The sequence below is a fragment of the Shewanella sp. Arc9-LZ genome (assembly GCF_010092445.1).
Classification (GTDB): domain Bacteria; phylum Pseudomonadota; class Gammaproteobacteria; order Enterobacterales; family Shewanellaceae; genus Shewanella.
In genome coordinates, this window is sequence record NZ_CP048031.1 from 3,453,736 (window position 1) to 3,475,688 (window position 21,953).

Genomic DNA, 21,953 nt, shown 5'->3' on the forward strand with positions numbered 1-21,953 from the left:
AAAGAAAATCCTCAAAAGCTGTATACAAAACTAATGAAGGCCACAGAGTTTCCTTTACAATTTTCAAATAAGGAGGAATTTGAGCAAGCCGCAAATGAATTAAGTTACCCACCCAATGAACTTCATCGCGATTTAGAGCTGCTGGCTCGACTGAATTTAGAAGCAAAGCTTACATCACCTACTAAGTATAAAGACGCTAAATTGCTCATAACACAATTAGACGCCATTGCATCAACCACACTTGAGCAAGCCGTCGTCATCATGCTTAAAGCGCGAATTAAAGGCCGTCAAAACCAAGAATATAACCAGGTGATTGTTGAATCAAATAATGCGTTGAATATGGTTAATACAGATGTCAGTTTAGAAAGTACGCTATTTAAATCAACACTTCATGAACAACTCAGCATGTTACATTCATTGCTACTTCAACCTACGCCGGCATTTTCTCACTTAAATCGTTACCGCGATATCGCTTACCAATTACACAATAATTATTTTATCTCCGATGCCGAAACCCAGTTAGGTCGTTATTACAATCTTAATGGCGATCAAGCCAAGTCACTCCAGCACTACAGTGAAGCATTTCGTTTAGCCAATAGTCTGGATTACCCCGGAATTAAAGCCCATACACAACTTAATCTTGCGCGTACATACCGAGATTTAGAACAATGGGATGATGCCCTAAAATATGCCCATAATGCTGCCGAAATACTTCAAGCGATAGGTCAAGATGTCTACCTAGCAGAGACCTTGACGGTCATCGCAATGATTTACGCTGGCCAAGATCAATGGAATAAAACCATCGACTATTATTTAAATGTCCAGCAAGTTAATGAGCGTATGGGAAATGAAATCGCCATAGGGCTCACATACCACAACTTAGGCGAGGCTTACTTCAAATTAAATAATATCCAAGCAGCATTGAACGTAATGCAACGTGCAAATGATATATTTAGAGCTCGGAAAGTAGAACATTACTTAGTCCATAATGAACTACTATTTGCCCAAATAAATACCAGTGAAGGCATGTGGAATGAGGCTATTGATCATGCGAGCAAGGCTATTGAACTGGCTAAAAAGAAACATTTAAATGATGTGCAAACAGAAGCATTAGGCTATTTATCTACCGCATATCGCAAAACAAACAACCTCAATGCAGCACTTGCAACAGTCGATGCCATTGTTGAGCTGATCAACACATCGCAACAAAAAACCGAACAAACAAATGATTTTTCTGAACTCACTGAACAAAAATTAAAATTCGAACTGGGTTTATTACGTAATAAACTACATCAACAAACGGCAAAGAATAAATATAGTCAATTTATCATTTTAGTATTAATTCTCGGTTTCAGTATTGCGATTATCGTGTTGTTTTTTATCTACAGAAAATTTCAACAGCGAAATACCTTATACCTTAACGCCCAACATTTAAATACCATAGACCCGATAACGCAAGCCCAAGGTTACAGGGCGTTTATTCAACGCATCAGCACTCTTAAACACACTGAGTCTAAAACGATTGCGTTAGTGAATATCAATAAATTAAACAATATTGATATTCAACTTGGGCTCACTGAATCTATCGCATTGATGCAAAATTTTAATAGCCTGTTCAGTAAACACCTCGACACTGAAGTGTATATAATACGTTCAGGATTGATTGCATGTTATTTCGATAAGCAATACGACGCAGAAAATATCTTACATGCTGTAATTGATTGCCTTAAACAATTACATGAGACCCAATTTACTATACCAAATTTTGCTAACATATCCGCGGTCCAACATGCCAGTATTGGTCACATTAATTTGCCACTACTGGGTAACCCAGATGCCAGCATCAGTGCTGAATTACAATTTGAAACATTGCAATACGCACTGGCTGCAGCCATGGAAATAACTGAGCAACCCGCTTATGTGTCATTGCGACCACTTAATTTCGCTCCAGCGGCTGTTTTTATGCGCCCACTTTATTTAAATCTGACTCAAGCACTTAATCGCGGCATCATTCGTGCAGAAAGTAATCGTAACACCCAAGAGATCAACTGGCCGAAAAACTAATCGATTAATAAACATGCTGTTGTGACCAGTTATGAGATTTTGTACGGTAATTGGATTTGCTGCACAACATTATTGAGATAATATTACTATAATGTTAATCGATGATATGTTAGTTACTATAAATTCGATTTGCCGTCTAAATTAATATCCTAATCACGGCAATAGATGCCTTTAGCTGAAGAATGAAAGTAGGCACTGCAAAATGAAAGAGTCAAATACAGCGATAACTCAAATTTCGTTGATGAAGCAAAAGCTCCATGCAGCTAAACTTGCTCTCGAAGAAATAAATATCGATCGTAATGATAAATTGAAAACATTAATTCAATTTATCACTCATCTGAGTCTTGCTTGTAAAGGGCAAAACTTAGAACTCGATAATAAACTGGCTAAATTGCGCCATCATATGCACAATTTTGAGCAAATTGACGAGGCACTACCTGAACTCGTCGATATCGAAAGACTATTAAAATCTCAATATAGCCATACCATGACTCGTTTAGAAGACAGTCGTAATGGGCTCAATCGAGTGATCCGTCAGATCCAACGAATTAACTCTGCGCCAGACAAACTCAAAAAAGAAATCACTTACTTTAAACAAGAATTAGGCAAACCATTCCATACTGTATGGGAATACATTCCCAAAGTTGAAAAACTGATTTTTTTCTATGAAGAAATTTTAAAACACGAATTTGCTGATGCCGACAATTACGAAATTTTGCCTCACCATATTCAGCTAGCTAAAGAGCTTGCCGCTAAAATTGCTGAAATTGAATTTAGAAAAGATCAACGGGACCAAATTCTAGTCATAAAAGAAGTGTTACTTGGTGATATCAGCTTAAATAGCTTACTGGATTCTTACCAATCGATATTAAGCTTACTATTAGAAAATATTGCTCGCGAAAAAACTGCATCACAAGACTTTTTATTTGCCCTCAATGATGCTCTGACTATCGTTCGCGATGTGGTCAACAACACCCATAACAATAACCAACGTTGTGAGCAACTTAAAGGTCAATTAAATAAAGAAATCAATTTACGCGTCAATAATGCCGACGAGTTAGTGGTAGATGCAGATGATCTTAACCAATTAAAGATTCAACTGACGGTGCAGTTATCTTCACTTCGCGATTCACTGTCTCGTAAAGAGGCACTGGAACAACGTGAACAAACCATTTTACGTAAATCAATAGAGACAATGCGTAAAGAGCTCAATTCAATGAGCCAGGAAGCGAATAGTTACAAAGAAAAGCTATTTGAACATCAAAAGCTCAACCTACTCGATCCGCTTACCCAATTAGCAAACCGTACTGCGTTAGAAGATCGCATGGAGCAAGAGTATCGCAACCATGTCCGCTTTAAAACGCCACTGTGGATAGCCGTTACAGACATAGACCACTTTAAAGGCATTAATGATAGCTTTGGTCACAGTACCGGCGATAAAACCCTGCAAGTCATTGCTATGGCGTTAAAAAACTCATTACGTGATAGCGAGTTTGTTGCTCGTTATGGTGGTGAAGAATTTGTATTACTATTACCTGATGTTACTGATGAACATATCTCTCAATTATTGAATCGAGTGAGAGAGAAAATCAAAAATATTCCGTTTAAGTTTAAAAATCAGAGAATTACAGTTACATTATCTATAGGTGCTGCACAAGTAATGGAAAACGAAACGCTTGAAGAAGCTTTCGAAAGAGCAGATGCTGCATTATACCAAGCAAAAAACAACGGCAGAGACCGAGTCGTTATTGATATCTAGCCTCCCAAGACAGTTTTCTTTGGACTCGGCATCAAACACTCGAGTCCAAAGGAGTTGCTTATGATAGTAAAAATTAGTCCACGTGGTAGTCTAGATCAGCTTTCTCAATTAGAAGTCGAACGTCTGAAACAAGGTGCAAAAAGCGACCTTTACCAATTATATCGAAATTGCTCACTCGCAGTGTTAGCTTCAGGCCTTATCAGCGACAGTTCCGAAGACCTGTTTAGTCGCTATGAATCTTTTAGTCTTAATATTTTACAACGTGAAAGAGGCATCCAAATTGAACTCATCAACCCTCCTCTGCAAGCCTTCGTCGACGGGGAAATCATTGTCGGTATTCAAGAACATTTGTTTGCAGTACTCCGCGATATTATATACATCAGCAATAAGTACGAAAATTTAAAGCATATTGACTTAAGTAATGCCAGCCACATTACCAATGTTGTGTTTGATATTTTACGCAATGCTCAAGCAATCTCGCCAATGAAAGACCCTAATGTGGTGGTTTGTTGGGGAGGACACAGCATCAATGCTGTTGAATACCAATATACCCGCGATGTCGGTTACCAACTTGGGCTACGTAGACTGGATATTTGCACCGGTTGCGGCCCTGGTGCTATGGAAGGCCCAATGAAAGGCGCGGCGATTGCCCACGCAAAGCAACGAGTTCACAACGCCCGTTATATCGGCTTAACCGAACCCAGTATTATTGCTGCTGAGCCCCCAAACCAAATTGTTAATGAATTAGTCATTTTACCCGACATAGAAAAGCGTCTAGAAGCCTTTGTCCGTTTAGGCCATGGTATTGTCATTTTCCCTGGCGGCGCGGGTACGGCTGAAGAACTACTCTACTTTCTTGGTATCTTATTAAATAAAGAAAATTGCCATGCATCCTTTCCACTGGTATTAACCGGACCTGCTGAAAGTGCTGAATACTTTGCCGTTATCGATGAATTTATCGGGGCAACATTAGGCGAAGAAGCACAGAGTAAGTATCAAATCATTATCGGCGACTCTGCCAAAGTGGCGCAAATAATGAAGCAAGGCATGGAGCAAGTAAAAATCTATCGCAAAGAAAAATGTGATGCTTACCAGTATCAATGGTCACTCAAAATTGAACCCGAATTTCAATTACCCTTTGCGCCGACCCATGAAGTTATGGCAAATTTGAATCTCTATTTTCAAGAAAATAAGGCAGAACTTGCCGCTAACTTACGTAAAGCGTTTTCAGGTATTGTCGCCGGTAACGTAAAAGGCGATACCATCAAGTTAATTCAAGAGTTTGGTCCCTTTAAGATTGAAGGTGATGCTAAGCTCATGCTAATGATGGATAAGCTATTAAACGCTTTTGTTAAACAACAACGAATGAAACTGCCAGGCAGCGCTTACGTGCCCTGCTACGAAATAATAAAAACAAATGAATAAATTACTCATTATTGATGGACTCAATCTCGTACGCCGCATTCATGCGGTGCTACCTGATGAAAACGATATTACCAGCGTTCAAGAACGTGTTTTAGCAGCATCCAAAAAAATGCTGTTACAACATCAACCGACTCATTGCATTGTCGTTTGGGATGGCAATGAGCCATCTTGGCGCAAAACGCTGTACAGTGATTACAAAAAAGGTCGTAAACCCATGCCGACGGCATTAAGTGATGGCCTGGTAAATATCAAAGCCACACTGGCTGAACACGATATCAATTCTTTCGACGCTCAATCTGAAGCCGATGATGTTATCGCCACCATCGCGATGAAAATGATCAGCAACAAGGGTGAAGTGATTATTGTGTCAACCGACAAAGGCTTTAGCCAGTTACCGACCAAAAATCTCACCTTGTGGGATCACTTTAATCAGCACGTTTTTGATGTTGCGCAATATGAAAAGAAACTGGGAATAGAGCAATACCAAATGCTCGACTTTATTGCATTAGCGGGTGACAGCGGCAATAAAATTCCCGGAATTATGGGCATAGGCCCAAAATCTGCAGCGGATTTACTCAATAAATTTAGAACGCTAGCTAATTTATATCGTTCTTTAGATAACCTTGGCGCCAAGCAAGCACTTAAATTAGCCGAAGGAAAAGAGATTGCCAGAATTAGTTATAAATTAGCGCAGTTACAATGCGATATTCCACTGAATATTAATTTGAAACAATTTAGGATCAATCCAATAACAAACTAATGCCATAATAAGCTAACCTTTACTCTGGATAAGGGATGGGCTAAAGCGTTAAAAATAAGTGTATTTAACGTCTGCTATCACTCTTGCTATTGATGTTGCCAAGGGTTTTAACATAATAGTAGGCTTATGGTAAGTCGATACAATACAGATAACAGAAAAGTGTTATTTGATAACCGTTTATTATCCAGAGTTGAGTAAAAACACATAACCTCAACGGTATTAATACCATAACGGATTACACAGATTATGAATGCAAAAGTGACGTATATCATCGGTGGAATTTTCACTGCCTATTTACTGTTTGTTGCCGTGGTGATTTTTGTTTATGAACCACAGCCAGAAGACCGAGCATGGGATGATCGCCAAGCATTCAACTTACAAAAAATGAGTGAAGTCAGCTTTGGTCAAAGCCTTGATGAGATCAGAACATTATTAGGCAGTGCAGATTTTGTCGAAGCCAAAACCGGCATTGATGGACAATATCAAGTGATGTATTACCGTACCCACCACATAAAATCAGACGGTGAAACCACTAAAGAAGAGTGCACCCCATTGTTATTTAGAGATAATCTGCTGATTGCATGGGGACAAGACACTGAAGATCAATATTTTGCCGTGCCAATAACCCATCAAGAACCACAATAGTTGCTTATTTGTCTGTGGTATCAATAACAAAAAACGCCCTATCGGTATCAGCATAGGGCGTAAAAGTTAATTCAGATCAAACATTGATAGCCGTTTTAATCTACTTTTTATACTCCTGATAAACTTCACCTTGGCGGAGCCAATCTGGGGCTTGCTCACCCTTTAAGTAATGATCGAAGTACTGCTTCATCTTAATGGTATAATCAAGTTTATTGGGATATTTTTTCAAATGATGTGGCTCATCTTCATATTGTAAAAACACCACATCCTTGCCTGCACGACGCATTGCCAGATATAGCTCAATACCCTGCTCCCATGGTACAGCATCATCTTTATCACCAAACATAATCATCATGGGTGTTTGAATGCGATCGACATAAAAAATCGGCGAGTTTTCAATATACTTTTGTGGTGCCTTGAATAGACTCTCGCCCATTCGACTTTGGCCCGTTTCATATTGAAATTGTCTTGCTAGCCCTGAACCATGGCGAATGCCACTATAAGCACTGGTCATATTCGATACCGGAGCTCCAGTCACAACAGCTTTAAAGATATTGGTTTGGGTTACCGCATAAGCACTCTGATAGCCGCCCCAAGAATGCCCTTGAATACCAACAGCATCAGGATCGGCAATCCCCATCGCTATCAATTTTTGTACGCCTGCGGTCAGTGCTTTTACTGAAGAGATCCCCGGATAACCTATCTCGAAACGAATATCAGGCAAGAAAATCGCATAACCATTGTCTGCATACCAAGCAAAGTTAGGTCGATGATTGAGCTTCATATCAGGAAACGCATGTAGCCTATCGCTCATAAACCGATAGAAATACACTAAGGTTGGATACTGTTTACCGGCTTGGTAATTTGTTGGCTTAATGAGTACCCCATCCATGTTAACACCGTCACCATCTCGCCAATGTACTAGCTCCGCATTGCCCCATTTAAAGGGTTTACGCTGCTTATCCAATTGGGTCACCTGTTGGGCGTTCTGTGGTGAGGTATTAGCTGCAATATATAAATCAGGATACAAATCATAGCGCTGTTTCGAAAACACCACTGTCGAGGCTTTATTAGCTCTGGCAAGCAACGTTAATTTACTGTTGCTTTCGGTTAAGCGCTTCACACCAGCAACACCCATTTTGGCGCTGAAAAAACCGTCTGCTTTTGATAGATGACTATAACCTTGCAATAGCACAGTTTCAGCATCACTCACTACTGCGGGTAACAATTCATCCTTCACTAAGCCAACCAGTCTAAATTGAGTTTTCTGCTTTCGCCCTTCGCCATTGGTTAACATAAACCCTTGGTTCGATGCGGTATTAAACTGCCATACATCATATTTATCATAAACGGTTATCGCACTATCATCAGTTAGCCAAGGGCCAAAACCGTAACCGGGTGCAGCACTGGGATAGTCATGGTCTTCATCAGCAAACGGTGTCGTAATATTAGCAGTCAAATTAACCCGACGTTGAGATGCAATGTCTAAAAGAAACACGTTACCTTGCTGATAATAAGCTAGAAACTTAGCATTCGGTGACAGAGTCGGCATTGCATCACTAGGTTGCTGAGTTAACACTGGAATTTTATTACCGTTGTTTACATCAACCAAATACACATCACGATAAAAACCTGCCCAGGTGATCATTTTTTGATATGGCACATCTGAACTGGCCAATAAAAAACGCGCTTGCTCACCATAAGTAACATCTGGCACCACTTGATCAGCTAATTGGACTAACTTATTTGAATCTAAGTGTAAAACCGCTAAATAAGTGCGTTTTAATTCTTGCTCATATTCTTTGACTTCTTGAGGCTTAATTTTGGCATCATCACCATGCCAAATGCGTAGCTGCTTTTTCGCCGTGATAATCTCTGGATTAAACACATCATTGGTATTTTGATAATCAGCTAATTCAGCTTGCTGAGCAACTTTTGGGACTCGACCAACATACAAACGTTGGCCGTCTTTTGAAAACTGTAAGCTTGAATATTGGTTATATGTCCAAGCTTCAGACTGGGCAAATTGCTGTTGTTTATTCTGCTCTACATCAATAAGCAACATGTTGTGCTCACGGCCATAGCGTGTCGAACTCGCAGCGCCTTTCGTCACGGCAACATATTGACCATCATCGCTGATCGCTAATGCTTCAATATGTTCATCGCGACTACCATAAAGTTGACGCTGTTTTTGGTCATCCAATGCTACCAGCACTAGTTGGTGCAATTGATTTTCACCTTGATTAACGACTGCAACAAAATGCTTCCCAGCTTTATCAAAAGCAAATTGGGTCACATCAGATAGCTGGGTGTGTTGATTGGTAGCCAGATTAATTAACCGAACATCAGAGCCTTTATCTGCTTCCTCAATTTCAACATGAGTATCATCTTCAACCTTAGCAGTATTTTCGGTAACCGTTGATTCAGAGATAATAGATTCAGAAGCTTTAGACTCAGAAGCAATGGATTCAACAGCCTTAGATTCCGATAATTCAGATTTCTCATTCGTAGACTCAGGCTTGTTAATTTTAAATTTTAAAACTAAAAAATGACCATTATCGCTAAATAGGGCAGATTCAACATTCTCAAACGTCTGTTGCTTACCACTTTGAGTATTCAGTAAGACCACTTCATGGGGTAAATCGGCTTTCTTCTTGGTTTCTCGCTCAAATAAGTTCGCTTCAATGGTCGCCAACACAAATTTGCCATCAGCACTGACATTCACATCGGTGCCATTGGCAATTTCATACTGTTTACTGTTATCACTAAAACGGATTAATGCACGACTATTGCCTCTATCAGGAGTAGCCTGTACCGCAATCACGTTGCCATTATCAGAAATAACCGGCTGTTGTAAGGTTTCAAAATGCATAATGTCATCAAGGGACAGTGCACGTTGTGGAGCCGCATGGGCATTAAATGACAGACAGACTGCCAATGGAATTAAATTGAATAATTTCACAGTTTTCCTCTAATGGTAACGTTGATTGATTATTTTTATAGATCACCGTAATAGATCATCGTGTTGGATTATCTCAATATTGACTAGCTAACGTTAAGCCAACCAGCAAAAGACATGACATGCGACCAAAGTCGTCTTTATAAAAAATGCTTACAGAATAAGCTAATGCTGCCAATGAAACATTGAACCGCAGATAAATCTTCAGCATTAAGATACTTTACAAGTAAACGATTTGTAATAAAGGTTCATAGTAAAACAATCAAATTAGAATTGACTTAAAAATAACGGAAATAATGTGATAATACTCACTATTTTCTGTAAATAAACATTAAAAGTCGTTAAAATACGCCGCAGAAAAACGACGCTTTTTATCGTCACCTAGCCGTGCCATATATGCGGTCTATCAATTGCAGTAACCACAACCGTGGAAGGACTATTCATGTCAAAACGTACAATAACCGTGATCCCAGGTGATGGGATTGGCCCAAGCATTATCGATTCAGCATTGAAAATCCTCGACAAAGCAGGATGTAACTTTGAATATGAATTTGCAGATGCAGGGTTAACGGCGTTAGAAAAGCACGGTGAATTAGTACCACAACGTACATTAGACCTTATCGAGAAAAACCGCATTACGCTTAAAGGACCTTTAACCACACCTGTCGGTGAAGGTTTTACCTCTATTAATGTAAACTTACGTAAAAAGTTCAGTCTTTATGCTAACGTGCGCCCGGTGATTTCATTTAAAGGAACCCAAGCGCGTTATGAGAACATTGATATCATTACCGTGCGTGAAAACACTGAAGGCATGTACTCAGGCTTAGGCCAAAAAATCTCTGACGATGGTCAAACAGCCGAAGCGACCAGTATTATTACTCGTCAAGGTGCAGAGCAAATCACCACATTTGCTTACGAACTTGCTCGTAAAGAAAATCGTAAAAAAGTGACTATCGTTCATAAAGCTAACATCATGAAATCAACTTCAGGTTTATTCTTGAAAGTGGCACGTGAAGTGAGCTTGCGTTACCCAGACATCACCACCGAAGAAATGATTGTTGATGCCACTTGTATGAAACTGGTTATGAATCCTGAAAACTTTGATGTTATTGTGACCACTAACCTATTTGGCGACATCTTGTCTGATTTATGTGCCGGTCTTGTGGGCGGTTTAGGCATGGCTCCAGGGGCAAACATTGGTCGCGATGCCGCTATTTTTGAAGCGGTACACGGCAGTGCACCAGATATCGCAGGTAAAAACTTAGCTAACCCAACCTCGGTAATTTTAGCGTCGATTCAAATGCTAGAATACCTAGGTATGTCTGATAAAGCTGAGATGATCCGTAGCGCAGTATCGGCTGTTATTGAAGAAGGCGACCGTACTACCCGCGATTTAGGCGGCACTCACGGCACTACCGACTTCACTCAAGCAGTACTCGATCGTCTAGGATAATTCCATATGGTTACGTTAATGACTGAGTTATCTGTCATTAACTAAAAAGCCCCTTATGCAATGTTGCATAAGGGGCTTTTTGTTAGCGGCGCAATAGTATTTTTATGCGTAGCTCACACCCTTTTCAGGGAATATCCATAAATGCACGGTCACTTCATCGCGGTCATGATAAAGGTGCTTACACTGCATTTTAAAATCAATTTCATTTTCAGTTAAAATGGCACCAATGGTTTCTAAAATCACGCTAACTTCTTTATAGCGGCTTTTCATTGGTAACTTAAGATTAAAAATAGCTTCTTTAAACCAACCATTAATCGCCCAAGCTTCCATTAATTCAGCAACTCGGGCTGGCTTTTCAACCATATCACACACTAACCAATACACATTTTTACGCGGTGGCTCAAAACGAAAACCATCTGCACGGTAATGCTTCACCTGGCCTGTTTCCATCAACTTCGGATCCATTGGACCGTTATCTACCGCAGCCACCATCATCCCACGGCGAACTAATTGGTAAGTCCAACCGCCAGGACAAGCGCCTAAATCAACGGCATTTAACCCACTACGACAACGTGTTTCTTGTTCTTCTTTCGTTAAAAAGGCTCCAAACGCTTCATCTAGCTTAAGGCTTGAACGACTAGGCGCATCTGCAGCCATTCTTAATCGAGGAATACCCATAAAGTGTGGCGAACTATTGTGGCTTAACGAATAACCCGCATACGCTTTGCCTGGTCCGATAAAACACACATGAATAATAGGACGGCGGTCACTTTCAGCGTTAAGCAATGCGCCGCTCTTTTTTAAACCTTGACGTAACGGCACTGTCAATTTACGACAAAATGCAGATAATTCTTTTGCTTCATTGGTGTCAGGCGTTTCAACGCGTAGCTCACCACATTTTGACAGCGCGGCCAATGAAGCCACAATAGGCCCGACTCGATCTTGTTCAGGTAAATCACTCAACAACTCACCCGCGGCAAACATCTGACGCGCAAAAACTAATGAACTAAGCGCCAATTCCTTAACTAACGTATCGGCACCATTATCGTCAAAACATTGATAAATCACATAGGCATCGTTGATGTTGGTTTTAACAAAACCACCCACATTTAATTCTGTTGCCCGTTGTTGAATTTCTGCCGCACAGTCTTTTTCATAGCCTGAGCGACAAAATAGGAATAGGTTTTTCATTTGGAGCCTTAGCGTAAGGATATTCGCATAATAGCGAGACAATAATCTCGCTATTATACTCAAAAATGCTCAAGGTGGGAGAATTTAGCTATGGCATTATTCTGCTGATTTAGCATGCCAAATTGCCGCAGCAAATAACAACCACCCCACTAAGAAGCATAACCCGCCCATAGGCGTAATTGGGCCAATCCATTTAGCCCCCGTAAAGGCATAAAGGTATAACGAACCAGAAAACAATATTATCCCGGCAATAAAGCTATAAGCAGCCCAGTTGATCAACTTAGAGGGGATCCAATGAGCAGAAAAAGCCAATGCAATCAATCCAAAGGTATGATAAAACTGATAATCGACCCCGAGTTTAAAAATACTCACTAATTCCGGTGGTGCGATAGTTTTAAGCCCATGAGCAGCAAAAGCACCCAGTGCTACAGCCATAAAACCACTTAATGTGGCAAATAATAATAGACCTTTATTCATTTTACTTAACCTCATACAACATAAACCGACAATGCATCATACTATTGAAGCAAGCTGATTTTCGTGACTTAAACCATCACCATACTTATTAATGCAGGTATTAATAACTATGGTGACGTTAATAAAAATATCAGCATAATAGTCACCACATATGCGTAAAACATCGCGTTACAGCATTAACCTAATCGGGTAATAAACTGACGAATATTCTCAATGGCATGATTAAGATTGCCCTCAAGGGTATAACCAGACGATTTTCGCGGTTGTAAACTATGGTCACCATCACCAATCCAACAGACTTCTGCATGTTCACCCAAAGCCCAATTGGGTACTTGTTGAAGGTCGCCAAATTTATCGCGTTCACCTTGAACAATCAGCATCGGAATGGAATTGTGCTGAATAGGCGCAAGTCGTGGCTCTCCACCTTTGAGGGGAATAAATGGGTAGCCCAAACACACAATTGCACTAATTTTATTGGCAACATCGGTAATAAGGGGCTGTTGTAGTTGATGGTCTGAACTGGTCAATATCGCCGACATGCGACCGCCCATTGACTTACCCATTAAGATTATCCGCTGACAATTGATAAGACCAAGAGCCATTTTTTGTTGAATATCAAGCAGCACCTGTTCATAGTGCGCAAGTAATTTAGGCGCACGGTCAGGCGGACGACGTTTACCATCTTGCATATTGGCTTGCATATACAAGAAATTAAATCGGTACACTTGATAGCCTTGAGCGATTAACTTATCGGTCATCGAAGTCATATATTGATGATGCATATTCGCACCAGCACCATGAGCAAAAACAATCAAGGTGTCACTTTTAGAACCGTGCAAAAGAAAGTCTTCAGCTAATACTGGCGTATTATCCGGTAAGTAACTCACTACGCGACTCCTCGGCAAACATATCGACCATCCACTCTCTAAAAGCTGAAATTTTACCAATCTCAGAATGGTTTTGCTGACACACTAAATAATAAGCATCTTTGCTCACCAGCACCTCAGAAAACGGACACACTAAGCGCCCTGCTTTGATATCGGGTCTTGCTAGTACGCTATATCCTAATGCCACACCTTGACCATGTGCAGCAGCTTGCAGCACTAATGAAGAATGGCTAAATATCGGCCCTTGATTGACATTGATGTCAGTGACGCCACATTGCCTAAACCATGCCTGCCAATCTTGGCGACTGGAATCATGTAATAGGGTATGGAGCTTTAAATCACTCGGTTGAATTAATGGCTTAGGGCCGTTAAGTAATAATGGTGAGCATACTGGAATCAGCACTTCATTACGCAGTTTATCCGCACGTAGTCCAGGCCAGTTACCTTGACCGTAATAAATCGCCACATCGACATCATCGGTTAACGAACTGGCATCACTGTCTACCGCTTTAATACGCACATCAATATCAGGATTTTTTTCGCTAAACTTAGCTAAACGAGGCACTAACCATTGAATAGCAAAACTCGGAGACATACTCACCGTTAACGATCCTACCGCGCTTCGGGCAAGCAGGCGATTAGTTGCCTCGCCGAGTTCAATAAAAATGTCTTTAATGTCCAGAAAATAGCTTTGGCCTTCTTCTGTTAACAATAATGATCTATTTTTACGTCTAAACAGTTTTAGCCCTAAAAAATCTTCTAATGCTTTAATTTGATGACTCACCGCAGCCTGAGTGACAAACAACTCTTCTGCGGCGCGGGTAAAGCTCAAATGTCGTGCTGCAGCTTCAAATGCTTTAACTGCATTCAAAGGAGGTAATCGTCTAGACATAGTGATCAATCTCTCGTTTTTTAATTAGTTTTTCTAATGATTATCGTTATTTTTTGTCGTTTGTAAAGAACACTGTGTTTGGTTAAATTAGCATCATTGAAAATACAGTTGGACAATCTCTACGATGTTACTGGGATAGTCCGGCAAATGTGACTTATTAGCCTGGAGGCTCATCCCCTATGTTCAACCTAAACACTATTTTTGCAGTCGCACTATTATCTATATTGGGTTTATCTTCTGCTCAAGCGACTGAACTAGAACCTATCGATATGATCGATTTACATGCTGAATTATCACAAAGCATTGAAGCGATGCAAATTGATATCAATAATGATGTTAACAGCATTTTAATTGCTGACAATGATGAACAACAAAAAACTTCAGAAGTGGTTCAAGCTAACTAGAGCTAGCTCATCTTAAGCACGTTACTGAGACAATAAAAAACCGCATTAAATGCGGTTTTTTATTGTCTGTGATTCATCTCACTCAAAGCGTATTACTGTTTAAGCTCACTGCCACAACTAACACTAACGTGGATAAATCCCTAAAAATAGACCAAAGTCACGACACCGCAAAGACGGTGTCGTTTCGACGGCTTAAGGGCGATACACTTTAACGTTAGTATAGCCCTTTTCAACAAGATATAAGGCTTGCAGCTTACTCATTACGCCACGATCGCAATATAACAAATACGTTTTAGACTTATCTAAATCGGCAAATTGGGTGGCTAACTTAAAGAATGGAATCGCTTTAACCATTACATTATCAATTAATAATGGGCTACGTTCTTCTTCTTCAGGTGCACGAACATCAATAATTATTTCGCCAGAAGCGACATCGTTAACCGTTTCGGTCTCGGTCACTTGTTGGTTCATTTCAGCTTCAATATCGCGAATATCCATTACCACTGCAGATGCAACCACACGGTCGATTAAATCTTCAGAGAATTTAAGCTCTTCGGCTTCAACCTTCGATAATACCGCTTTAACCGTAGGTTTTTGTGAAATAACACCACAATACTCGGGAATAGATTTAGCAAAATCTTCAGTGCCAATAATACGGCTCTGATTAATAATATCTTGTTTGTCCATTGCGATAAGCGGGCGTAAAATCAATAAATCGGTGCTGCGATCGATAACATTTAGATTCGTCAGTGTTTGGCTAGATACTTGACCTAAGCTCTCACCTGTCACTAGTGCTTGAATACCGTATTTGTCAGCAATACGTGTTGCTGCTCGCATCATTACACGCTTAAGTACCACCCCCATCTGACCGTTATCAATACGCTCTAAAATCTCTTCAACTACAGGCTCAAATGGCACCGACACAAAACGTACTTTGTGAGACTCACCGTACTTCTTCCATAGATGGTAAGCGACTTGCTTAACGCCAATTTCGTGCTGAGCGCCACCTAAATTAAAGAAACAGTAATGGGTACGAGCGCCTTTTTTAATAAACTGAAAACTCGACACACCAGAATCGAAACCGCCCGAAATAAGCGACAACACATCTTCTTGGGTCGCCATCGGAAAACCACCCAAACCTTGAATACGACGCTCAACCATGTAAAGCTTATCTTGATTGATTTCAAGATTAACGGTCACGTCAGGGTCTTTAAGTTTTACCCCTAGCGCCTCAGTGTGTTGATTTAATCCGCCACCGACATAACGCTCAACATCAATTGAATTAAAGTCGTGATTACCAGAACGTTTTACGCGGACACAAAAAGTTTTACCGGCAATTTCATCGCGGTACTTTGGTAAAGCTTGCTGATAAATATGATCGATTGAATCAAAAGTATACTCACTCACTTGCACCACGTGAGCAATACCTGGAATACACGCTAGTCGCTCTGCAAAAACATCACATAACTGCGGTTTATCGCTCGGTACTTGCACGATGATACGATCGTATAAGCGTTGTACTTTTGCACCTTCATCCACATTTTTAAGCACATTACGTATATTAGTTTCAAGCATTTTGGTAAAGCGCATTCTTACCGACTTGCTCTTCATCATAATTTCAGGGTACAGCTTTACAATAAACTTCATGGGGCGTCCACAGGTGTCACCATCAAATAGCACTACACTCGGTTTTGCTAAATAAAAAAGACAGTAATACCTTGATAATAAATTAAAAAAACAGCACAGCTCTATTTTCTAGATGTGTATATAATCCAGTCGATAGCATAACGTATGCAATAATTCGTCGATTATACCAAATGATGCCTATTAACCAAACATATTCACTTTTTTATCTGTTATTTGTTAGTAAAAGCGCTGTAAGGCACATTTATAAAACAAAAAAGCGCAATCTCTTTAACTTGTAGAGATTGCGCTTATCTTTTGATGGCAAACTATTGAGTTACAATTATTTCATTCGACTCTTTCGCTTTGCCTTGTTCGATAGAGATTTCTACCCGGCGGTTTCGAGCCTGATTTTCAATAGAATCATTGGCGATTAATGGTCGATTAGACGCCTCGCCAACCACTTTCATCCTTGATTCATCAAAACCAGAAACTCTTCTTAATTCATGAGCCACAGCCACAGCTCGTTGGCTTGATAGTTCCCAGTTTGAACTGTAAAGCTCATTATTGATATCAGCACCATCAGTGTGACCCGACACCGTAATTATCCCAGGGACATCTTTTAATAATTCACCAATTGAGCGCACAATAGGTTTGAACTTAGGTTGTAAAAAGCCTGAGCCCGAAGCAAAAGAGCCCTTCTCACGGATACGGATAATAATTTGTTGGCCTAAAGATTCAATTTCAATGGCGCCATCGACAATTTCTTCATTGAGTTTTTCAGCCATTTTTTTAACTTGATCATTAATGTTTTCTTGCGAAGAGGCAGCGTCTTTTTTAACGGCTTCAGCTTCTTGTTGCGCTGTTGCGGCTGCATTGCCACCGCGTTGCTCACCATTCTGTTTTTGAGTCCCACCCGCGCTGTCTTCTTCACCCGCCTGATATTCTATCGTCGGTTGAGTCATTTCATTGGTTTGTTGATTAATGATCTCTATTGGGGTGGGATCGGGGCGACCTGGGCGGAATTCAAGCGCAATAACAGATGTCCCCTTAGGAATGTCTTTTACTTCAACTTTGTTTTGTACCCCGAATGCATACTTCATTGAACCAGCGATTTGTTTAAACTTCATCACGTCCATTTCAGAGAACGCTAACAACAACACGAAGAAACACATCAGCAACGACATTAAGTCTGCGAATGTGGCAAGCCACATAGGGGCGCCAGCGGGTGGACAATCACACTTGGCCTTAGCCATGAGTTACTCTCCGTCCGTTGTATCGATTTTTCGCACACTTTCAGCCAAATAGTTCTTCAAAAAGCCTTCAATAACCCGTGGATTCTGTCCATCTTGAATCGCTAATACTGCATCCATAATTAAATTACGATTAAGCAATTCTTCGTTCATTCGTAATGATAATTTATCCGCCATCGGGATGGCGATCATGTTGGCAATTACCGCGCCGTAAAGAGTCGTTAACAATGCCACTGCCATTGAAGGTCCAATAGACTTTGGATCGTCCATGTTAGATAGCATCGCCACTAAACCAACTAAAGTACCAATCATGCCCATTGCAGGTGCCACATCGCCCATGGCTTTAAAAATACCCACCCCTGTTTTGTGGCGTTCTTCAGTTAATGCGATGTCTTTTTCTAATGCGTTGCGCACCACATCACCGTCATGGCCATCAACTAACATATCAACGGCTTTTTGCATAAAGGTGTTGGTAATAACCGCTTCTTCTAATGCTAAAAAACCGCCTTTACGGGCAGCATCAGCCATGGTGACAGCTTGTTCTATCAAGTCTTCAGGTTTATCTAATTTAAACATGAAGGCTTTCATACCAATCTTTATTGAACCTAAAAATTGCTTTAGGTTAAATTTCATCATCACCACAAATAAAGAGCCTGCCACAACAATCAAAATTGACGGTACATCGATAAATAATCCGATACCACCACTGGTGATCATCGCACCAATAATAAATGCAAAAGCACCGATAATACCTATTAGGGTAGCTAAATCCACAACCTCTCCTCAATCGCAGTCATTATGCTGCTTATTTGTGCTACTTTCATCGTGCTGTTAGCGCACGTTATATGACCCGAATAATCCGACAGCATTTTGTGTTAATAACAACGCCCATCGTTATGTATTACAGCAAAAGTTTCAATACTATTTTTGCTAGCAAATTTAAATCATGACTTGTTATCGGACAAACTTGGCTCAAGTTTAGCTTGTTTTTGTACATTCTAAACAAAATTCAATAACAAAGCGTGCTGTTGAGCAAATAACCAGCGACTGTATTTGACCGATACGCTGGGCTGATATACCTTGTCACACGCTGAATGAAAGGAATATTACTCGTGGCTAAAAAACCTGAAAATCTCAGTTTTGAACAATCATTAACTGAACTTGAAACCATTGTTGCTCATTTGGAGCAAGGTGAAGTGTCGCTGGATGATGCACTTAAGCAGTTTGAGCGTGGCATTAAGTTAGTACGTCAAAGCCAAGCAAAACTTGAGCAAGCACAGCAAAAAGTCTCTATCTTATTAAATGAAGATGATGCCGAATTAGCGTCGTTCACTGTAGAAAGTGAATAATCGTCAACATAGTGTGTATTAAATAATAGGTCTTGATACGTGTTAGCTGAAGCAATAACAACATACCAAAATCGCGTTAATGGTATTCTTAACCAACATTTAACGCTGCTCGATGACGCTGCACCAGATTTAAAAGCAGCGATGCTCCATGGTGCGCTATTGGGTGGGAAACGCATAAGACCATTTTTGGTCTACAGTGTAGGTGACATGCTCGGTGTCAATATCAATGCACTTGATAAAGCCGCGGCTGCTATTGAGTGTATTCATGCCTATTCATTAATACACGATGACTTACCGGCAATGGATAACGATGCACTTCGTCGTGGCCAACCAACTGTTCATATTGCATTTGACGAAGCCACCGCGATTTTAGCCGGTGATGCGTTGCAAACATTGGCTTTTGAAATTATCACAGCCCCTTGTAATGACTTACATCCGAAGCAACAACTGGCGATGGTCAGAGTACTCGCAAAAGCTTCAGGGTATCAAGGTATGTGCGGTGGGCAGGCGATTGATCTGAGTGCAACAGATCACAGTATAAATTTAGACCGATTAACCGAATTACATAATAAAAAAACCGGAGCGTTAATCAGTTGTGCGGTTGAGCTTGCCTTAATCGCTGCTGACGTACCCGATGAGCATTATAAATTAATGATGAAATATGCCCATACGCTTGGGCTAGCTTTTCAAGTGCAAGATGATATTTTAGATATTACTGCTAGCACCGAAGAGCTAGGCAAACCACAAGGCAGCGATCAGCAATCGAATAAAAGCACGTTCCCGAAACTATTGGGTCTCGATGGTGCCAAAGCCTGTGCAGAACAACTAATACAAGATGCACTATCAGCGCTGACTAAATTACCATACAATAGCCAGTTAATTGCAGACTTCGCCCACTACATTATTGAGCGAAGATTATAATAAAGAGTCAGACAATCTCGCTATGAGCTTCGATATTTCTAAATTTCCAGTACTAGCGAAAGCTAATACACCAGAAGAATTAAGGAAGTTACCTCAAGGTTTACTTCCTCAAGTGTCTGATGAACTCAGACAGTTCTTACTTCAGTCTGTTGCTATTTCTAGCGGACATTTTGCTTCTGGCTTAGGCACAGTTGAATTAACTGTGGCACTTCATTATGTCTACAATACCCCATTTGATCAGTTAGTTTGGGATGTAGGGCATCAAGCTTATCCACATAAAATCCTTACCGATCGTCGTGAACAGATGCATACCATTCGACAAAAGAATGGCTTACATCCTTTCCCATGGCGTGAAGAAAGCCCATACGATACGTTTAGCGTGGGTCACTCTGGCACCTCTGTTAGCGCCGCCTTAGGTATGGCGATTGCGGCAGGGAAAGAAGGTGCGGGTCGAAAAGTGGTTGCTGTAATTGGTGATGGCGCCATGACCGGGGGAATGGTGTTTGAAGCCTTAAATCATGCTGGCGACTTGCACAATGACATGCTCGTGGTACTGAATGACAATGAAATGTCGATTTCTGAAAATGTTGGCGCACTGAATAATCATTTGGCACAGCTGATGTCAGGTCGTTTTTATACCACCATTCGAGAAAACAGTAAAAAGGTCCTTAAAGGGATGCCGGTCATTAAAGAAATGGCTAAGCGTACTGAAGAGCACCTTAAAGGCATGGTGGTGCCTGCAACGTTATTTGAAGAACTAGGGTTTAATTATATTGGCCCAATAGATGGTCACGATGTTGATTCGCTCGTTGAAACAATGCGTAATATGCGTAACCTCAAAGGTCCACAGATACTGCATATCATGACCAAAAAAGGTCGTGGTTATGAGCCTGCTGAAAAAGATCCTATCGGCTGGCACGCGGTGCCTAAATTTGATCCCAGCCAGTTTAAGAAACCGACAACGAAACCAGGTTTGCCTACGTTTTCACAAGTATTTGGTAAATGGTTATGCGACATGGCTGCCACAGACGACAAGTTAGTCGCTATTACGCCCGCTATGCGCGAAGGCTCTGGCATGGTTGAGTTTTCGCAACGATTCCCAAGCCAATATTTTGATGCTGCCATTGCTGAACAACATGCAGTCACCTTATCCGCAGGGTTTGCCTGTGCAGGTCTAAAGCCTGTGGTTGCTATTTACTCGACTTTTTTACAGCGCGGATACGATCAACTTATCCACGATGTGGCTTTGCAACGTTTACCAGTATTATTCGCTATTGACCGTGGTGGTATTGTTGGTGCAGATGGCCCAACTCATCAAGGGGCATTCGATTTAAGCTTTATGCGTTGTATTCCTAATATGATCATTATGGCGCCATCAGATGAAAACGAATGCCGTCAAATGCTCTATACAGGTTATTGCTATCAAGATGGGCCGACTGCGGTACGTTACCCTCGAGGGTTTGCGACTGGGGCTGAACAAGTTGAGGCCATGACATTAATACCGATAGGTAAAGGGGTATTAACCCGTCAAGGTCAAAAAATTGCCATTGTTAACTTTGGTACCACACTTGAAGCTGCTACCTATGCTGCTGAAAAACTGGATGCTACCATTGCCGATATGCGCTTTGTTAAGCCACTAGATTTAGCCTTGCTTGAACAACTTGCCAATAGCCATGATGTTATCGTTACCGTTGAAGAAAATGCGATTATGGGTGGTGCGGGTTCTGGAGTGATTGAAGCATTACACAAAATGCGGATCGTGAAACCTGTGTTACAGATTGGTTTGCCTGATGAATTTATTCAACACGGCGCACCTGATGAAATCATCACGGATCTTCAACTTGATGCTGAAGGTATTTTAGCGCAAATCCAAGCATTTATGGCTTAATAT

18 protein-coding genes are annotated in these 21,953 nt (G+C 40.8%); 10 read left to right on the forward strand and 8 right to left on the reverse strand.

The annotated features are described in order from the left end of the window. The first annotated feature begins 33 nt into the window (after window positions 1-33). From GUY17_RS14795 to GUY17_RS14815, 5 genes are all read left to right on the forward strand, one after another. Window positions 34-2,064, forward strand: a complete 2,031-nt coding sequence (locus tag GUY17_RS14795) for a lipopolysaccharide assembly protein LapB (RefSeq protein WP_162023580.1) — start codon at window positions 34-36, stop codon at window positions 2,062-2,064. A 202-nt stretch (window positions 2,065-2,266) separates the two neighbouring features. Continuing rightward, entirely contained in the window at window positions 2,267-3,823 is a 1,557-nt protein-coding gene (locus GUY17_RS14800; protein WP_162023581.1) for a GGDEF domain-containing protein, read from the forward strand. A gap of 60 nt (window positions 3,824-3,883) precedes the next feature. Next, window positions 3,884-5,248, forward strand: coding sequence for a nucleotide 5'-monophosphate nucleosidase PpnN (ppnN, locus tag GUY17_RS14805; RefSeq protein WP_162023582.1), 1,365 nt, complete (start codon window positions 3,884-3,886; stop codon window positions 5,246-5,248). Beyond that, the gene (gene xni / locus GUY17_RS14810; RefSeq protein ID WP_101086493.1) at window positions 5,241-6,008 is read left to right on the forward strand and encodes a flap endonuclease Xni; all 768 of its coding nucleotides are present in this window, start codon (window positions 5,241-5,243) and stop codon (window positions 6,006-6,008) included. Before ppnN ends, xni begins: the two co-directional genes overlap by 8 nt. Before the next feature lie 246 nt (window positions 6,009-6,254). Beyond that, window positions 6,255-6,653 (forward strand): DUF3192 domain-containing protein, encoded by a 399-nt coding sequence (locus GUY17_RS14815; RefSeq protein ID WP_162023583.1) that lies wholly within the window; start codon window positions 6,255-6,257, stop codon window positions 6,651-6,653. A gap of 100 nt (window positions 6,654-6,753) precedes the next feature. Here the strand turns inward: GUY17_RS14815 and GUY17_RS14820 are convergent, their stop codons facing one another. Beyond that, entirely contained in the window at window positions 6,754-9,615 is a 2,862-nt protein-coding gene (locus GUY17_RS14820) for a prolyl oligopeptidase family serine peptidase (protein WP_162023584.1), read from the reverse strand. A gap of 439 nt (window positions 9,616-10,054) precedes the next feature. Between GUY17_RS14820 and GUY17_RS14825 the strand changes: the two genes are divergently transcribed. After that, complete coding sequence (locus tag GUY17_RS14825; RefSeq protein WP_162023585.1) at window positions 10,055-11,065, forward strand: isocitrate dehydrogenase; 1,011 nt, start codon at window positions 10,055-10,057, stop codon at window positions 11,063-11,065. Between the two features lie 102 nt (window positions 11,066-11,167). Here GUY17_RS14825 and rlmM read toward each other — a convergent pair whose 3' ends face one another. The 4 genes from rlmM to GUY17_RS14845 form a co-directional block, all read right to left on the reverse strand. Then, a complete protein-coding gene (gene rlmM, locus GUY17_RS14830) occupies window positions 11,168-12,256 on the reverse strand; it encodes a 23S rRNA (cytidine(2498)-2'-O)-methyltransferase RlmM (RefSeq protein ID WP_011638229.1) in 1,089 nt (362 codons plus the stop codon). A 96-nt stretch (window positions 12,257-12,352) separates the two neighbouring features. Next, the gene (locus GUY17_RS14835) at window positions 12,353-12,733 is read right to left on the reverse strand and encodes a DUF423 domain-containing protein (protein ID WP_011638230.1); all 381 of its coding nucleotides are present in this window, start codon (window positions 12,731-12,733) and stop codon (window positions 12,353-12,355) included. Between the two features lie 176 nt (window positions 12,734-12,909). After that, window positions 12,910-13,620: an alpha/beta family hydrolase gene (locus GUY17_RS14840; protein WP_162023586.1), complete on the reverse strand. Its 711-nt coding sequence runs from the start codon at window positions 13,618-13,620 to the stop codon at window positions 12,910-12,912. Then, complete coding sequence (locus GUY17_RS14845; protein WP_011638232.1) at window positions 13,601-14,512, reverse strand: transcriptional regulator GcvA; 912 nt, start codon at window positions 14,510-14,512, stop codon at window positions 13,601-13,603. The genes GUY17_RS14840 and GUY17_RS14845 overlap by 20 nt, the downstream gene beginning before the upstream one ends. Before the next feature lie 179 nt (window positions 14,513-14,691). Here GUY17_RS14845 and GUY17_RS14850 point away from each other — a divergent pair, with 179 nt between their 5' ends. Further along, a complete protein-coding gene (locus tag GUY17_RS14850) occupies window positions 14,692-14,916 on the forward strand; it encodes a hypothetical protein (protein ID WP_162023587.1) in 225 nt (74 codons plus the stop codon). 192 nt (window positions 14,917-15,108) lie between these two features. Here the strand turns inward: GUY17_RS14850 and thiI are convergent, their stop codons facing one another. The 3 genes from thiI to pomA all read right to left on the reverse strand — a co-directional run bounded on the left by thiI (window position 15,109) and on the right by pomA (window position 18,566). Next, complete coding sequence (gene thiI / locus GUY17_RS14855; protein ID WP_162023588.1) at window positions 15,109-16,563, reverse strand: tRNA uracil 4-sulfurtransferase ThiI; 1,455 nt, start codon at window positions 16,561-16,563, stop codon at window positions 15,109-15,111. 305 nt (window positions 16,564-16,868) lie between these two features. Then, window positions 16,869-17,795 (reverse strand): flagellar motor protein MotB, encoded by a 927-nt coding sequence (locus GUY17_RS14860; RefSeq protein ID WP_101086486.1) that lies wholly within the window; start codon window positions 17,793-17,795, stop codon window positions 16,869-16,871. A gap of 3 nt (window positions 17,796-17,798) precedes the next feature. Beyond that, a complete protein-coding gene (gene pomA, locus GUY17_RS14865; RefSeq protein WP_101086485.1) occupies window positions 17,799-18,566 on the reverse strand; it encodes a flagellar motor protein PomA in 768 nt (255 codons plus the stop codon). Window positions 18,567-18,904: 338 nt separating this feature from the next. On the opposite strand from pomA, the gene xseB reads away from it, so the two are divergent. Genes xseB through dxs form a run of 3 tightly spaced genes read left to right on the forward strand, consistent with a single transcriptional unit; the run spans window position 18,905 to window position 21,950 of the window. Beyond that, entirely contained in the window at window positions 18,905-19,141 is a 237-nt protein-coding gene (gene xseB, locus GUY17_RS14870; RefSeq protein WP_011638237.1) for an exodeoxyribonuclease VII small subunit, read from the forward strand. Between the two features lie 39 nt (window positions 19,142-19,180). Continuing rightward, the gene (gene ispA, locus GUY17_RS14875) at window positions 19,181-20,062 is read left to right on the forward strand and encodes a (2E,6E)-farnesyl diphosphate synthase (protein ID WP_011638238.1); all 882 of its coding nucleotides are present in this window, start codon (window positions 19,181-19,183) and stop codon (window positions 20,060-20,062) included. A gap of 22 nt (window positions 20,063-20,084) precedes the next feature. Continuing rightward, complete coding sequence (gene dxs, locus GUY17_RS14880; protein WP_101086484.1) at window positions 20,085-21,950, forward strand: 1-deoxy-D-xylulose-5-phosphate synthase; 1,866 nt, start codon at window positions 20,085-20,087, stop codon at window positions 21,948-21,950. Window positions 21,951-21,953 lie beyond the last annotated feature (3 nt).

Bases quoted from the DNA above. Each gene is read 5' to 3' on its own strand.
- GUY17_RS14795 (WP_162023580.1), top strand. From the start codon at position 34: ATGAAGGCCACAGAGTTTCCTTTACAATTTTCAAATAAGGAGGAATTT.
- GUY17_RS14800 (WP_162023581.1), top strand. From the start codon at position 2,267: ATGAAAGAGTCAAATACAGCGATAACTCAAATTTCGTTGATGAAGCAA.
- ppnN (WP_162023582.1), top strand. From the start codon at position 3,884: ATGATAGTAAAAATTAGTCCACGTGGTAGTCTAGATCAGCTTTCTCAA.
- xni (WP_101086493.1), top strand. From the start codon at position 5,241: ATGAATAAATTACTCATTATTGATGGACTCAATCTCGTACGCCGCATT.
- GUY17_RS14815 (WP_162023583.1), top strand. From the start codon at position 6,255: ATGAATGCAAAAGTGACGTATATCATCGGTGGAATTTTCACTGCCTAT.
- GUY17_RS14825 (WP_162023585.1), top strand. From the start codon at position 10,055: ATGTCAAAACGTACAATAACCGTGATCCCAGGTGATGGGATTGGCCCA.
- rlmM (WP_011638229.1), bottom strand. From the start codon at position 12,256: ATGAAAAACCTATTCCTATTTTGTCGCTCAGGCTATGAAAAAGACTGT.
- GUY17_RS14835 (WP_011638230.1), bottom strand. From the start codon at position 12,733: ATGAATAAAGGTCTATTATTATTTGCCACATTAAGTGGTTTTATGGCT.
- GUY17_RS14845 (WP_011638232.1), bottom strand. From the start codon at position 14,512: ATGTCTAGACGATTACCTCCTTTGAATGCAGTTAAAGCATTTGAAGCT.
- GUY17_RS14850 (WP_162023587.1), top strand. From the start codon at position 14,692: ATGTTCAACCTAAACACTATTTTTGCAGTCGCACTATTATCTATATTG.
- thiI (WP_162023588.1), bottom strand. From the start codon at position 16,563: ATGAAGTTTATTGTAAAGCTGTACCCTGAAATTATGATGAAGAGCAAG.
- GUY17_RS14860 (WP_101086486.1), bottom strand. From the start codon at position 17,795: ATGGCTAAGGCCAAGTGTGATTGTCCACCCGCTGGCGCCCCTATGTGG.
- dxs (WP_101086484.1), top strand. From the start codon at position 20,085: ATGAGCTTCGATATTTCTAAATTTCCAGTACTAGCGAAAGCTAATACA.